This is a genomic window from Rhizobium sp. BK060 (assembly GCF_014193145.1).
In the GTDB taxonomy this organism is placed as follows: domain Bacteria; phylum Pseudomonadota; class Alphaproteobacteria; order Rhizobiales; family Rhizobiaceae; genus Rhizobium.
Genome location: NZ_JACHYW010000032.1, coordinates 63,253 through 77,607, shown reverse-complemented (window position 1 = coordinate 77,607; position 14,355 = coordinate 63,253). Strand labels below are relative to the sequence as shown.

9 protein-coding genes and 1 pseudogene are annotated in these 14,355 nt (G+C 58.8%); 2 read left to right on the top strand and 8 right to left on the bottom strand.

Annotated features, from left to right (window positions below):
• The 4 genes from FHT71_RS26675 to rpsL all read right to left on the bottom strand — a co-directional run.
• A partial coding sequence (locus FHT71_RS26675; protein WP_018010120.1) for a GTP-binding protein occupies positions 1-95 on the bottom strand: 95 nt, incomplete at its 3' end.
• Positions 96-164: 69 nt separating this feature from the next.
• On the bottom strand, positions 165-2,264 hold the full coding sequence (gene fusA, locus FHT71_RS26670; protein WP_007792018.1) for an elongation factor G: 2,100 nt from the start codon (positions 2,262-2,264) through the stop codon (positions 165-167).
• 29 nt (positions 2,265-2,293) lie between these two features.
• Positions 2,294-2,764, bottom strand: coding sequence for a 30S ribosomal protein S7 (rpsG, locus tag FHT71_RS26665; protein ID WP_007531641.1), 471 nt, complete (start codon positions 2,762-2,764; stop codon positions 2,294-2,296).
• 76 nt (positions 2,765-2,840) lie between these two features.
• On the bottom strand, positions 2,841-3,212 hold the full coding sequence (rpsL, locus tag FHT71_RS26660; RefSeq protein ID WP_003547537.1) for a 30S ribosomal protein S12: 372 nt from the start codon (positions 3,210-3,212) through the stop codon (positions 2,841-2,843).
• Positions 3,213-3,697: 485 nt separating this feature from the next.
• On the opposite strand from rpsL, the gene FHT71_RS26655 reads away from it, so the two are divergent.
• Both FHT71_RS26655 and FHT71_RS26650 read left to right on the top strand, forming a co-directional pair.
• Positions 3,698-3,991, top strand: a complete 294-nt coding sequence (locus FHT71_RS26655; protein WP_007792012.1) for a hypothetical protein — start codon at positions 3,698-3,700, stop codon at positions 3,989-3,991.
• A 7-nt stretch (positions 3,992-3,998) separates the two neighbouring features.
• A pseudogene (locus tag FHT71_RS26650) lies at positions 3,999-4,426 on the top strand (NUDIX domain-containing protein).
• 97 nt (positions 4,427-4,523) lie between these two features.
• Here FHT71_RS26650 and rpoC read toward each other — a convergent pair.
• From rpoC to rplJ, 4 genes are all read right to left on the bottom strand, one after another.
• Positions 4,524-8,735 carry a DNA-directed RNA polymerase subunit beta' gene (rpoC, locus tag FHT71_RS26645; RefSeq protein WP_007792006.1) on the bottom strand — a complete coding sequence of 1,404 codons (4,212 nt, stop codon included), beginning with the start codon at positions 8,733-8,735 and terminating at the stop codon, positions 4,524-4,526.
• Positions 8,736-8,921: 186 nt separating this feature from the next.
• The gene (gene rpoB, locus FHT71_RS26640; RefSeq protein ID WP_007792003.1) at positions 8,922-13,061 is read right to left on the bottom strand and encodes a DNA-directed RNA polymerase subunit beta; all 4,140 of its coding nucleotides are present in this window, start codon (positions 13,059-13,061) and stop codon (positions 8,922-8,924) included.
• A gap of 257 nt (positions 13,062-13,318) precedes the next feature.
• Complete coding sequence (gene rplL / locus FHT71_RS26635; protein ID WP_007792000.1) at positions 13,319-13,699, bottom strand: 50S ribosomal protein L7/L12; 381 nt, start codon at positions 13,697-13,699, stop codon at positions 13,319-13,321.
• Positions 13,700-13,757: 58 nt separating this feature from the next.
• Positions 13,758-14,276, bottom strand: coding sequence for a 50S ribosomal protein L10 (gene rplJ, locus FHT71_RS26630; RefSeq protein ID WP_007791997.1), 519 nt, complete (start codon positions 14,274-14,276; stop codon positions 13,758-13,760).
• Between the last annotated feature and the right edge of the window lie 79 nt (positions 14,277-14,355).

Genomic DNA, 14,355 nt, shown 5'->3' with positions numbered 1-14,355 from the left:
ATCGCTGCCGTCAGAGACGTCTTGCCGTGGTCAACGTGGCCGATCGTGCCGATGTTAACGTGCGGCTTGTTGCGCTCAAACTTACTCTTTGCCATGTGGGCTCTCCACTCTTTTAAGGTCCCCTGAGGGATCTAATTCTTGTTATCGGTCAATTGGTATTCCGGTCACTTCTGGCCGGAATACTTTGCCTGGATTTCGGTTGCGACGTTCGAGGGGACCGGTGAATAGTGATCAAACGTCATCGTGTACTGCGCGCGGCCCTGAGACATGGAGCGCAGGTTGTCGACGTACTTGAACATGTTCGCCAGCGGGACGTTCGCGTTGATGACAACCGCGACGCCACGGCTTTCCTGACCTTGGATCTGGCCACGGCGAGAGTTCAGGTCGCCGATCACGTCGCCGACGTAATCTTCCGGCGTGACAACTTCGACCTTCATCATCGGCTCGAGCAGCTGAGCGCCGGCCTTCTTGGCTGCTTCACGGAAGCAAGCGCGAGAAGCGATTTCGAACGCGAGGACAGACGAGTCAACATCGTGGAAGGCACCGTCGATGAGCGTCGCCTTGACGCCGAGCATCGGGAAGCCCGCCAGCGGACCGGAGGACAGAACGCTTTCGATACCCTTCTGAACGCCCGGAATGTATTCCTTCGGAACAGCACCGCCGACGATCTTGGATTCGAACTTGAAGTCGTCGCCTTCCGGGTTCGGTTCGAAGACGATCTTGACGCGCGCGAACTGACCGGTACCACCGGACTGCTTCTTGTGCGTGTAGTCTTCTTCGTGCTGGCGCGTGATGGTTTCGCGGTAAGCAACTTGCGGCGCACCGACGTTTGCTTCGACCTTGAACTCGCGACGCATACGGTCGACGATGATGTCGAGGTGAAGTTCGCCCATGCCGGCAATGATCGTCTGGCCGGATTCCTGGTCGGTCTTGACGCGGAAGGACGGGTCTTCAGCAGCCAGGCGGTTGAGCGCGAGGCCCATCTTTTCCTGGTCGCCCTTGGACTTCGGCTCGATCGCGATCTGGATGACCGGCTCGGGGAATTCCATGCGCTCGAGAATAACAGGCTTCAGCGGATCGCAGAGCGTGTCACCCGTGGTGGTTTCCTTGAGACCGGCGAGAGCAACGATGTCGCCTGCGAAAGCTTCATCAATGTCTTCACGCGAATTCGAGTGCATCTGCAGCATACGGCCGACACGCTCGCGCTTGTCCTTGACCGTGTTCAAAACCGACGAACCCTTTTCGAGCTTGCCGGAGTAGATGCGTGCGAAAGTCAGCGAACCGACGAAGGGGTCGTTCATGATCTTGAACGCGAGCATCGAAAGCGGCTCGGAGTCGTCAGCATGGCGTTCGATTTCGGCTTCGGTCTTGAAGTCGATGCCCTTGATCGCCGGAATGTCGAGTGGCGACGGCAGGTAGTCGACAACCGCGTCGAGCAGCGGCTGAACGCCCTTGTTCTTGAAAGCGGTGCCGCAGAACATCGGATGGAACTTGACGTCGATCGTACCGCGACGGACGAGCGCGCGGATCTGATCGTTGTCAGGCATGTTGCCTTCGAGGTAGGCTTCCATCGCGGCTTCGTCGATCTCGACAACGGTCTCGATCAGCTTTTCGCGATATTCTTCAGCCTTAGCCTTCAGGTCTTCCGGGATTTCGACGACGTCCCACTGAGCGCCGAGTGATTCATCGCGCCATACGAGAGCGTTCATCTCGATCAGGTCGACGACGCCCTTGAAGTCGCTTTCTGCGCCGATCGGCAGCTGCATGACGACAGCCGTTGCGCCGAGACGGGTCTTGATCATCTCGACCGAGCGGTAGAAGTCCGCACCGGTCTTGTCCATCTTGTTGCAGAAGATCATACGCGGAACGTTGTACTTCTCAGCCTGACGCCAGACGGTTTCCGTCTGCGGCTCAACACCTGCGTTGGCATCAAGAAGAGCAATAGCACCGTCGAGAACGCGCAGCGAACGCTCGACTTCGATGGTGAAGTCGACGTGGCCGGGGGTGTCGATGATGTTGAAGCGGCGCATCTTGCCGTCACGGCCCTTCCAGAAGGTCGTGGTGGCAGCGGAGGTGATCGTGATGCCACGCTCCTGCTCCTGCTCCATCCAGTCCATCGTGGCCGCGCCATCGTGCACTTCGCCGATCTTGTGCGACTTGCCGGTGTAGTAAAGGATACGCTCGGTCGTCGTCGTCTTGCCGGCGTCGATGTGCGCCATGATACCGAAATTACGGTAGTCTTCGATTTTATATTCGCGAGCCATTGTGGACTGCCTTTCGAACCCGTTCGGGATTACCAGCGATAATGCGAGAACGCACGGTTGGCATCAGCCATCTTGTGCGTGTCTTCGCGCTTCTTGACCGCGGAACCACGGTTGTTGGATGCATCGAGAAGCTCGCCCGACAGTCGGTCGACCATGGTCGTTTCGTTGCGCTTGCGCGCAGCAGCAATCAGCCAGCGGATCGCCAGGGCCTGACGGCGCTCCGGACGAACATCAACCGGAACCTGATAGGTTGCACCACCAACGCGGCGCGAACGGACTTCAACGTGCGGAGCAACGTTGTCCAGAGCCTGATGGAACACGCCGAGCGGCTCCTGCTTGGACTTGCCCTGCACGGCGTCGAATGCGCCGTATACAATGCTCTCTGCGACAGACTTCTTGCCGTCAAGCATGATTGCATTCATGAACTTGGTAACAACCAGATCGCCGAACTTCGGATCCGGGTTGATCTCGCGCTTTTCTGCTCTGTGACGTCGGGACATACTTCTCGTCTCTTCAATGGTTTAGACGCTCTACCACGCGGAGGACCTCGCGCAGCGCCGGGATTTCAAAACCGAATTACTTCGGACGCTTCGCACCGTACTTCGAACGGCGCTGCTTGCGGTTCTTGACACCCTGGGTATCGAGAACGCCGCGAATGATGTGGTAACGGACACCCGGAAGGTCCTTAACACGGCCGCCACGGATCATGACGACAGAGTGTTCCTGAAGGTTGTGACCTTCACCGGGAATGTAACCAATGACTTCGAAGCCGTTGGTCAGACGGATCTTTGCGACCTTACGGAGAGCCGAGTTCGGCTTCTTCGGCGTCGTCGTGTAGACGCGGGTGCAAACGCCGCGCTTTTGAGGGTTTTCCTGCAGGGCAGGAACCTTATTACGCTTTACGTTCGCCTGACGCGGCTTGCGGATAAGCTGGTTTACGGTAGGCATTCAACCATCCCTTACGTTTATATCTCAATCCCTTGCGGGCGTAACTCGCGCCGTCTCCGGCAAGATCACACGCTTGTCTCAATGCGCAAAACGTGGCCCGATCCGCTTTCGCAGATGGACCACTGAGAGCAGAGGACGCAAAAGACATGCGTCATGCGTGCAGGCATCATATCTTCAACGTGCGTTTCGAACCTTGTTTGAGGTGATCTCCGGGGCGCGTCGCCCCGAATGGCCATGCCTCACATGGGTCCGGATGGCGCGGGTACTACTGGTTTCCCGCCGTCTCGTCAAGGCCGTTAACAAATAAACTTCGGCGGAACGCCTTGAAACCGGGCCATTGCGCGCTCTTTTGGGCCTTCTAGGCGAATTCGCCACCGACCGCCAAGATAAACTTGAGCATTGGAGCAAAAAGCAGCTATGGAATCGCTGATTGCAGCCGCTAAGCGCATGAAATCAGATTCAAATCTCGAATCGAAGGACCTCCGATGATTACCGCTCCCGACAATGACAACAATTCCGAAGGACCGATGGTCTTCATCATCATCGGCAAGGGCTATCAGTCCGATGACAGCGACGGCGTCGACCTCCACATCATGCTCAAGGCCGCCGATGACGACAGCGCCGTGCGCGAGGCCCTGAACGCTCTCGCCGAAGAAGGCTTCATCGAGGCGGACCTCGACCAGATCGGCATGCTGACCGAAGTCCCGGAAGAGGAGCCGCATGCCTCCGCCTACCAGGGCGCCGTCGACGGCGAAGTCGCGATCATCCGCTTCAGCTGAGACCCCGATGGAGCCGGATGCGCTCAAGGTGCTGATCTATGCCACCTGGCGCGACCGGCTGCTGGGTTTCGATGAGCCCGACTTCCCGGAGGTCGCGCTTCAGGTTCCGGGGGGCACGGTGGAGACTGGCGAAGATATCGCCGCCGCGGCACTTCGCGAGTTCTCGGAAGAGACCGGGATCCTGCCCGAAACTCCCCTCGCCCGCTCATCTTTCATGACTATCGCTTTTCCAAGGACGGAACCGAATTTTGTCACCGGCGGCACTACTTCCACATTCCCGTCGAAGGTGAGCAACCCGCCAGCTGGTTGCATCGCGAAATGACGCCGTTCAGCGGCGGAAGTCCGATCCTGTTCTGCTTCTTCTGGCTTGGCTTCGACGACGCCCGCACACGGCTGGGCTACGGCATGGAGCACTTCTTACCGCTACTTGGCTGAGCCTCTCGTACTCACCCTGACAAAAAACGCGAAAACAAAAGCCGCCCGGATCACTCCGGGCGGCTTTTTAATTCAATTCTGAGAACCAAGCTGCCGACTATTCGGCAGCCGGTGCGCTCTCACCCGCGAGATCCTGCAGCATCGGGGTGGCAACATCGGCGCCCGTGCCCTTGCGGCGTTCTTCGAGGATCATCTCGTCGCGCGACGTAGCGATGCGGCGGATCTGCGTCATCGTGCCACCGGTACCGGCCGGGATCAGGCGACCAACAATGACGTTTTCCTTCAGACCCTGTAGGCCGTCGGTCTTGCCGGCGATCGCAGCTTCCGTGAGAACCTTTGTGGTCTCCTGGAACGAAGCAGCCGAGATGAACGACGGGGTCTGCAGCGACGCCTTGGTGATACCCAGCAGAACCGGATCGCCGTAAGCAGGCTTCTTGCCCTGTTCGATCAGCGTATCGTTGACGTCTTCGAGCTCGATACGGTCGACGTTGTCGCCGACGATATAGGTCGAGTCGCCGGCATCGGTGATTTCCACCTTCTGCAGCATCTGACGGACAATCACTTCGATGTGCTTGTCGTTGATGACAACGCCCTGCAAGCGATAGACTTCCTGGATTTCGTTGACGAGGTACGAAGCCAGAGCTTCGACGCCCTTGATCGCCAGGATGTCGTGCGGAGCCGGGTTACCGTCGAGGATGTAGTCACCCTTTTCGATATAATCGCCTTCCTGAAGGTGGAAGGGTTTGCCCTTCGGGATCAGGTATTCAACAGGCTCAACACCGTCTTCTGCCGGCTCGATGATGACGCGACGCTTGTTCTTGTAGTCGCGGCCGAGGCGGATCGTGCCATCGATCTCAGCGATGATGGCGTGGTCCTTCGGACGACGAGCTTCGAACAGTTCAGCAACACGCGGCAGACCACCGGTGATGTCCTTGGTCTTGGCGCTTTCGAGCGGCGAACGTGCAAGCACGTCACCCTGCGACACCTTCGTGCCCGGCTCGACCGACAGGATCGCGTCGACCGACAGCAGGAAGCGGGCGTCACCACCGCGGGACAGCTTCATGACATTACCACTGGCATCCTTGATGACGATTGCCGGCTTGAGGTCCGAACCACGCGGGGTCGAACGCCAGTCGATAACCTGACGCTTGGTGATACCTGTGGATTCGTCGGTCGCTTCGAGAACCGAGAGACCGTCGACCACGTCTTCGAACTGAACGGTACCAGCCACTTCCGTCATCATCGGACGGGTGTAGGGATCCCACTCTGCCAGACGCTGACCACGCTTGACCTTGTCGCCATCGTCGACATGCAGCTTCGAACCATAGGCAACGCGCTGCGAGGAGCGCTCGACGCCACGCTCGTCCAGGATCTGGACGGTCATGTTGCGGCCCATGGCAACGAGGTTGCCATCCGAGTTGCGCAGCAGGTTGCGGTTCTTGATCTGAACCGTGCCTTCATACGAAGCTTCCAGGAACGACTGGTCGACCACCGTTGCCGTACCACCAAGGTGGAACGTACGCATGGTGAGCTGAGTGCCCGGCTCGCCGATCGACTGAGCAGCGATAACACCGACCGCTTCGCCCATGTTGACAGGCGTACCGCGTGCAAGGTCACGACCATAGCAGACCGCGCAAACACCCGTCTGGATTTCACAGGTCAGGGCCGAGCGGATGCGGATCGACTGGATACCAGCCTTTTCGATCTCGATGACATCGGGCTCGAGGATCATCTTGCCGGCATCAACGATACGCTCGCCGGTGACCGGATGATCGATATCATCCAGCGCGGTACGGCCGAGGATACGAGCGCCGAGCGAGGCCACGACCTGACCGGCATCGACGATGGCGGTCATGGTGAGGCCCTTGTCGGTGCCGCAATCCACCGAGTTGACGATGCAATCCTGTGCGACGTCGACGAGACGACGGGTCAGGTAACCAGAGTTCGCGGTCTTCAAGGCGGTATCTGCGAGACCCTTACGGGCGCCGTGCGTCGAGTTGAAGTACTCGTTGACGGTCAGGCCTTCCTTGAAGTTCGAGGTGATCGGCGTTTCGATGATTTCGCCCGACGGCTTGGCCATGAGGCCGCGCATGCCGCCCAGCTGGCGCATCTGGTTCGGAGAACCGCGGGCGCCCGAGTGCGACATCATGTAAATGGCGTTCATCGGCTTCTGGCGACCGGTCTTTTCATCGAATTCGACGGCCTTGATGCGGGCCATCATGTCTTCGGCGACCTTCTCGGTGGCCTTGCCCCAGGCGTCGACAACCTTGTTGTACTTTTCGCCCTGTGTGATGAGACCGTCGTTGTACTGCTGCTCGTATTCCTTGACCAGGTTTTCGGTGTCACCAACGATCTTCGCCTTGGTGTCCGGAATGACCATGTCGTCCTTGCCGAACGAAATGCCGGCGCGGCAGGCATGGCTGAAGCCGAGCTGCATGATGCGGTCGCAGAAAATGACTGTGTCCTTCTGGCCGCAATGGCGGTAGACCGCGTCGATCATCTTGGAGATGTTCTTCTTGGTCATTTCCTGGTTGCAGACGTCGAAGGTCACCTTGCCGTTCTTCGGCAGGAGTTCACCGATGAGCAGACGGCCCGGAGTCGTTTCGTAGATCTTCGAGTACGGCTTGCCGTCCTCACCGATCGACTTGAAGCGGCCGCGGATCTTGGTGTGCAGCGTGACGACCTTGGTCTCAAGCGCATGATGCAGTTCGCCGAGGTCGGAGAAGGCCATACCTTCGCCCGGCTCGTTCTGGTTCATGATCGAGAGATAGTAGAGGCCGAGAACCATGTCCTGTGACGGAACGATGATCGGTGCACCGTTTGCAGGGTGCAGGATGTTGTTCGTCGACATCATCAGAACGCGGGCTTCGAGCTGAGCTTCGAGCGATAGCGGCACGTGAACCGCCATCTGGTCACCGTCGAAGTCGGCGTTAAAGGCCGTGCAGACGAGCGGATGCAACTGGATCGCCTTGCCTTCGACCAGGGTAGGTTCGAAGGCCTGGATGCCCAGACGGTGCAGCGTCGGTGCTCGGTTCAGGAGAACCGGATGCTCGCGGATGACCTCGTCGAGGATATCCCAAACCTCAGGCTTTTCCTTTTCCACCAGCTTCTTCGCCTGCTTGACGGTCGAGGAATAACCCTTGGCGTCGAGGCGGGCATAGATGAACGGCTTGAAGAGCTCGAGCGCCATCTTCTTCGGAAGACCGCACTGGTGCAGCTTGAGTTCCGGACCGGTCACGATGACGGAACGGCCGGAGTAGTCGACGCGCTTGCCGAGCAGGTTCTGACGGAAGCGGCCCTGCTTGCCCTTCAGCATGTCGGACAGCGACTTCAGCGGACGCTTGTTGGCGCCGGTGATGACGCGGCCGCGACGGCCGTTGTCGAACAGCGCGTCTACAGATTCCTGCAGCATGCGCTTTTCGTTGCGGATGATGATGCCCGGAGCGCGCAGTTCGATCAGGCGCTTCAGACGGTTGTTGCGGTTGATGACGCGGCGGTACAGATCGTTGAGGTCCGACGTCGCGAAACGACCACCGTCGAGCGGAACCAGCGGACGCAGATCCGGGGGGATCACCGGAACGACCTTCATGATCATCCATTCCGGACGGTTGCCCGACTCCATGAAGTTCTCGACGATCTTCAGGCGCTTCATCAGCTTCTTCTGCTTGAGATCCGACGTCGTGTCGGCAAGCTCCGAGCGCAGATCGCCCGCGATCTTTTCGAGGTTCATCGAGGCCAGCATCTCGTAGATAGCCTCAGCGCCGATCATGGCCGTGAACTGGTCTTCACCGTATTCGTCGACGGCCAGCATGTACTCTTCTTCCGAGAGGAGCTGGTGCTCCTTGAGGGCGGTGAGGCCCGGCTCGGTGACAATGTAGTTTTCGAAGTAGAGAACGCGCTCGACATCCTTCAGCGTCATGTCGAGCAACGTCGAGATGCGTGATGGCAGCGACTTCAGGAACCAGATGTGGGCGACCGGAGCGGCGAGCTCGATATGGCCCATGCGCTCACGGCGAACCCGCGACAGCGTAACTTCAACGCCGCACTTTTCGCAGATGATGCCCTTGTACTTCATGCGCTTGTACTTGCCGCACAGGCACTCGTAGTCCTTGATCGGTCCGAAGATGCGCGCGCAGAAGAGACCGTCGCGTTCCGGCTTGAACGTACGGTAGTTGATGGTTTCCGGCTTCTTGATCTCACCGTAAGACCAGGAAAGAATCTTCTCCGGAGAAGCAATCGAAATCCGGATGGAATCGAAGTTCTGTGCAGGCACCTGCGGATTGAAAAGATTCATGACCTCTTGGTTCATGCCTGTCTCCTTCATGGGCGAATGCGCCCTTAGCTTGCATGGACAGCGGCAAATCCCGGGAGCCGCGCCAACGCTCAAAACGACAATAACCGCAGAATGCGGCGAAATCGTCCCTGCTCGGCCGACACACACGGGGCCAGAGCGGGAACGGTGTGCGCTGCGTTGCAGCGCACACCCTATCAGTGGTTACTCGGCGGCGTCCGGCAACTGGCTGGCCTGCTGCTCATCGACCTTCGAATTCTCGAGTTCGACAGAGAGACCAAGCGAGCGCATTTCCTTGACGAGAACGTTGAAGCTTTCCGGAATACCGGCTTCGAACGTATCGTCGCCACGGACGATGGCTTCGTAGACCTTGGTACGGCCGGCGACGTCATCCGACTTCACCGTCAGCATTTCCTGCAGCGTGTAGGCTGCACCATATGCTTCCAGAGCCCAGACTTCCATTTCGCCGAAGCGCTGACCGCCGAACTGCGCCTTGCCGCCCAGCGGCTGCTGGGTAACGAGCGAGTAAGGACCGATCGAGCGAGCGTGGATCTTATCGTCGACCAAGTGGTTCAGCTTCAGCATGTAGATGTAGCCGACCGTCACCTGGCGGTCGAACTGCTCACCAGTACGGCCGTCGTACAGCGTCGACTGACCGCTTTCCTTGAGACCGGCCAGAGCCAGCATCGCATTGACGTCACCTTCATGAGCGCCGTCGAAGACCGGCGTTGCAATCGAAACGCCGCGCTTCCACTGGTCAGCCAGACGAAGGACCGAGTCATCGTCGAAGTCCTTGACCTGTTCGGCCTTCGGACCGTCGCCGACAACGTCGCCGATCGTCTTGCGCAGCGGCTCGATGTTGCCGCTGGCCTTGTAGGCTTCCAGCATGTCACCGATCTGGCGGCCCATGCCGGCACAAGCCCAGCCAAGGTGCGTCTCGAGGATCTGACCGACGTTCATGCGAGAAGGCACGCCCAGCGGGTTCAGAACGACGTCGACGTGCGTACCATCTTCCAGGAACGGCATGTCTTCGACCGGAACGATACGCGACACGACACCCTTGTTACCGTGACGGCCTGCCATCTTGTCGCCTGGCTGGATCTTGCGCTTAACAGCAACGAAGACCTTAACCATCTTCATGACGCCCGGAGGCATTTCGTCGCCGCGCTGGACCTTCTCGACCTTGTCCATGAAGCGCTGTTCAAGGCGCGACTTGGATTCGTCGTACTGGCCGCGGAGAGCTTCGAGTTCGCCCTGGACCTTTTCGTCTTCAACAGCAAACATCCACCACTGCGAGCGGGGATATTCGGAAACGACGTTGTTCGCCAGTTCGGTGCCCTTTTTGAAGCCCTTCGGGCCAGCAATCGCGACCTGGCCGCGCAGCATGTCGACCAGACGGCCGTAGACGTTACGGTCGAGGATCGCCTGCTCGTCATCGCGGTCCTTTGCAAGACGCTCGATCTCTTCGCGCTCGATCGCCATCGCGCGCTCGTCCTTCTCAACGCCGTGGCGATTGAAGACGCGCACTTCGACGATCGTGCCGTAGGTGCCGGGCGGCATGCGCATGGAGGTGTCGCGGACGTCCGAAGCCTTTTCACCGAAGATGGCGCGCAGAAGCTTTTCTTCCGGCGTCATCGGGCTTTCGCCCTTCGGCGTGATCTTGCCGACGAGGATATCGCCCGGCTGAACTTCGGCGCCGATGTAGACGATACCGGCTTCGTCGAGGTTCTTCAGCGCTTCTTCCGAAACGTTCGGAATGTCGCGCGTGATTTCTTCCGGACCAAGCTTTGTATCACGGGCCATCACTTCGAACTCTTCGATGTGGATGGACGTGAACACGTCGTCAGCAACGATGCGCTCGGAGAGCAGGATCGAGTCTTCGTAGTTGTAGCCGTTCCACGGCATGAACGCGACGAGCGCGTTACGGCCGAGAGCGAGATCGCCCAGGTCCGTCGACGGACCGTCGGCGAGGATGTCGCCACGGTTGACAACGTCACCGACGGTTACCAGCGGGCGCTGGTTGACGCAGGTGTTCTGGTTCGAACGCTGGAACTTCTGCAGACGGTAAATGTCGACGCCGGACTTGCCAGCTTCGAGGTCTTCCGTCGCACGGATAACGATACGCGTCGCGTCGACCTGGTCGACCACGCCGCCGCGGCGGGCGCCGATAGCAGCACCGGAGTCGCGGGCGACAACCGGCTCCATGCCGGTACCGACAAACGGAGCTTCAGCACGCAGCAGCGGAACGGCCTGACGCTGCATGTTCGAGCCCATGAGAGCGCGGTTGGCGTCGTCGTTTTCCAGGAACGGGATGAGAGCCGCAGCAACCGAAACGACCTGCTTCGGCGAAACGTCCATCAGGTTCATGCTGTCGCGCGGAGCGAGCATAACTTCGCCGGCGTGACGGCAAACGACGAATTCGTCGACGAACGAGCCGTCGGCAGACAGTTCGGCGTTAGCCTGAGCGACGTAGTACTTCGCTTCTTCCATTGCAGAGAGGTAAAGAACGTCGTTCGTCACCTTGCCGTCAACGATGCGACGGTACGGGCTTTCGATGAAGCCGTACTTGTTGACGCGTGCGAAGGTAGCCAGCGAGTTGATCAGACCGATGTTCGGGCCTTCCGGCGTTTCGATCGGGCAAATACGGCCGTAGTGGGTCGGATGAACGTCGCGGACTTCGAAGCCTGCGCGCTCGCGGGTCAGACCACCCGGGCCAAGTGCCGAAAGACGGCGCTTGTGGGTGATTTCCGAAAGCGGGTTCACCTGGTCCATGAACTGCGAGAGCTGCGAGGAGCCGAAGAATTCGCGAACGGCAGCAGCTGCCGGCTTCGCGTTGATCAGGTCCTGCGGCATGACCGTGTCGATTTCGATCGAGGACATGCGTTCCTTGATCGCGCGCTCCATACGGAGCAGGCCGAGACGGTACTGGTTTTCCATCAGTTCGCCGACGGAGCGAACGCGACGGTTGCCGAGGTTGTCGATGTCGTCGATTTCGCCCTTGCCGTCGCGCAGTTCGACCAGCATCTTGACCACGGCCAGGATGTCGTCCTTGCGCAGGATGCGGACAGTGTCTTCGACGTCGAGGTCGAGACGCATGTTCATCTTCACGCGACCAACGGCGGAGAGATCGTAGCGCTCCGCATCGAAGAACAGCGAGTTGAACATGGCTTCGGCCGATTCCATCGTCGGCGGTTCACCGGGACGCATGACGCGGTAGATGTCGAACAGAGCGTCCTGACGGTTCTCGTTCTTGTCTGCAGTCAGCGTGTTGCGGATGTAGGCGCCGACGTTGATGTGGTCGATGCCGAGGACCGGGATCTCTTCGAAACCGTTCTGCAGGATGATCGGCAGCGTCTTCTCGTCGATCTCATCACCTGCCTCGAGGTAGATTTCACCCGTCGAGTAGTTGACGATGTCTTCGGCGAGGTAGTTGCCGTACAGGTCTTCGTCGGTTGCCTTCAGAGCCTTGAGGCCCTTGTCGGCGAGCTGGCGGAGCAGACGCGGCGTCAGCTTCTTGCCGGCTTCGACAACGACTTCACCGGTGTCGGCGTCAACCATTTCGGTGATCGCCTTGGCACCCTTGAGGGTCTCGGGCTTGAACGGAATGCGCCAGCCCTTGCCGTCGCGCTGATAGTCGGACTTCGTGTAGAAGGTCGACAGGATTTCTTCGCCGTCCATGCCAAGCGCCATCAGCAGCGATGTCACGGGGATCTTTCGGCGGCGGTCAATACGGGCATAGACGATGTCCTTGGCGTCGAACTCGATGTCGAGCCAGGAACCGCGATACGGAATCACGCGGGCAGCGAAGAGCAGCTTGCCGGACGAATGGCTTTTGCCCTTGTCGTGATCGAAGAAGACGCCCGGCGAACGGTGCATCTGAGACACGATAACGCGCTCGGTGCCGTTGACGATGAACGTACCGTTGTTGGTCATGAGCGGCATGTCGCCCATGTAGACCGACTGTTCCTTGATGTCCTTGATGGACTTCGCGCCCGTATCTTCATCGATATCGAACACGATAAGACGGAGAGTAACTTTCAGCGGCGCGGCGTAGGTCAGGTCGCGCTGCCGGCATTCATCGACGTCGAACTTCGGCGGTTCGAACTCGTAGGACACGAATTCCAGCATGGAAGCGCCGGAGAAATCCGTGATCGGGAAAACGGACTTGAAGACAGCCTGAAGGCCCTCATCAGGGCGACCGCCCTTGGGCTCTTCAACCATCAGGAATTGATCATACGATGCCTTTTGAACCTCGATGAGGTTTGGCATTTCTGCGACTTCTGGGATCTTACCGAAAAACTTGCGTACGCGCCTACGACCATTGAATGAAAGGGTCTGAGCCATCGTCGCTCCTTCAAAATTGCATCCGGGCCTGCAACGGACGGGAACCGATGGCCAGTCGACCCCGTCAATCAATGAGTAGTTCAATCTCGTCTCACTTCCCGAACTGCGAGGCCGGATCGCCTGCGCGTCTCGGTTCGAGACCATCCTCTTGAAGAACCCATTACCCAAAAGCCGTTTTTAAGCGGCTTTTGGGTAATTCGTTCCAGAAAACGGCAAATGGGAGGCGGGAAATCCCACCTCCCAAATGCAGTTCAAGATTACTTAACGTCAGCCTTAGCGCCGGCGTCTTCAAGCTTCTTCTTGATGTCAGCGGCTTCAGCCTTGGAAACGCCTTCCTTGACAGCCTTCGGAGCGGCCTCAACGAGGTCCTTAGCTTCCTTCAGGCCGAGACCAGTGATGGCGCGGACTTCCTTGATGACGTTGATCTTGTTAGCGCCGGCGTCAGCCAGGATAACGTCGAACTCAGTCTTTTCTTCTTCAACAGCAGCAGCAGCACCTGCACCACCAGCAGCGGCAGCAACAGCTACCGGAGCAGCGGCGGAAACGCCCCACTTTTCTTCAAGAAGCTTAGAAAGCTCTGCTGCTTCCAGAACGGTCAGCGAGGAGAGGTCGTCTACGATCTTTGCGAGATCAGCCATGTTATTAGTTCCTTTTGTTCGGTTCGAACCGGTGTTTTATAAACAGCAAAAAACCGCCTTATGCGGCTTCGTCCTTCTTGGCGTAAGCCGAGAACACGCGAGCAAGCTGGCTTGCCGGTGCTGCAACAACGCCTGCAATGCGGGTAGCCGGTGTCTGGATCATGCCCAGCAGCTTCGCACGCAGTTCGTCCAACGACGGCAGGGTCGCAAGCGACTTGACTGCATCGGCGTTGAGCGTGGTTGTTCCCATGGCGCCGCCGAGTACAACGATCTTGTCGTTGCCCTTGGCGAAATCCACGACGACTTTCGGAGCGGTGATCGGATCAGTGCTGTATGCAATCAGCGTCTGACCGGTGAAGAGATTGGAAATCCCTTCCGCTTCCGTACCCTGAAGGGCGATCTTGGCCAGGCGGTTCTTCGCGACTTTGACGGTACCGCCAGCTGCGCGCATCTTCGAACGGAAGTCGTTCATCTGCGCGACTGTAGCACCAGCATAGTGGGCCACGACAACCGAGCCCGAAGCCTTGAAGACTTCGTTCAGTTCCGTGACGAATTCGCGTTTTTCCGCTCTTTCCACTGCCTATCTCCAGTTGGCAGGACCTTTTGACGGGGCCTACCGGGTTGCCTTTGCCTCCTGGGATCAGAGGAGATCCCAA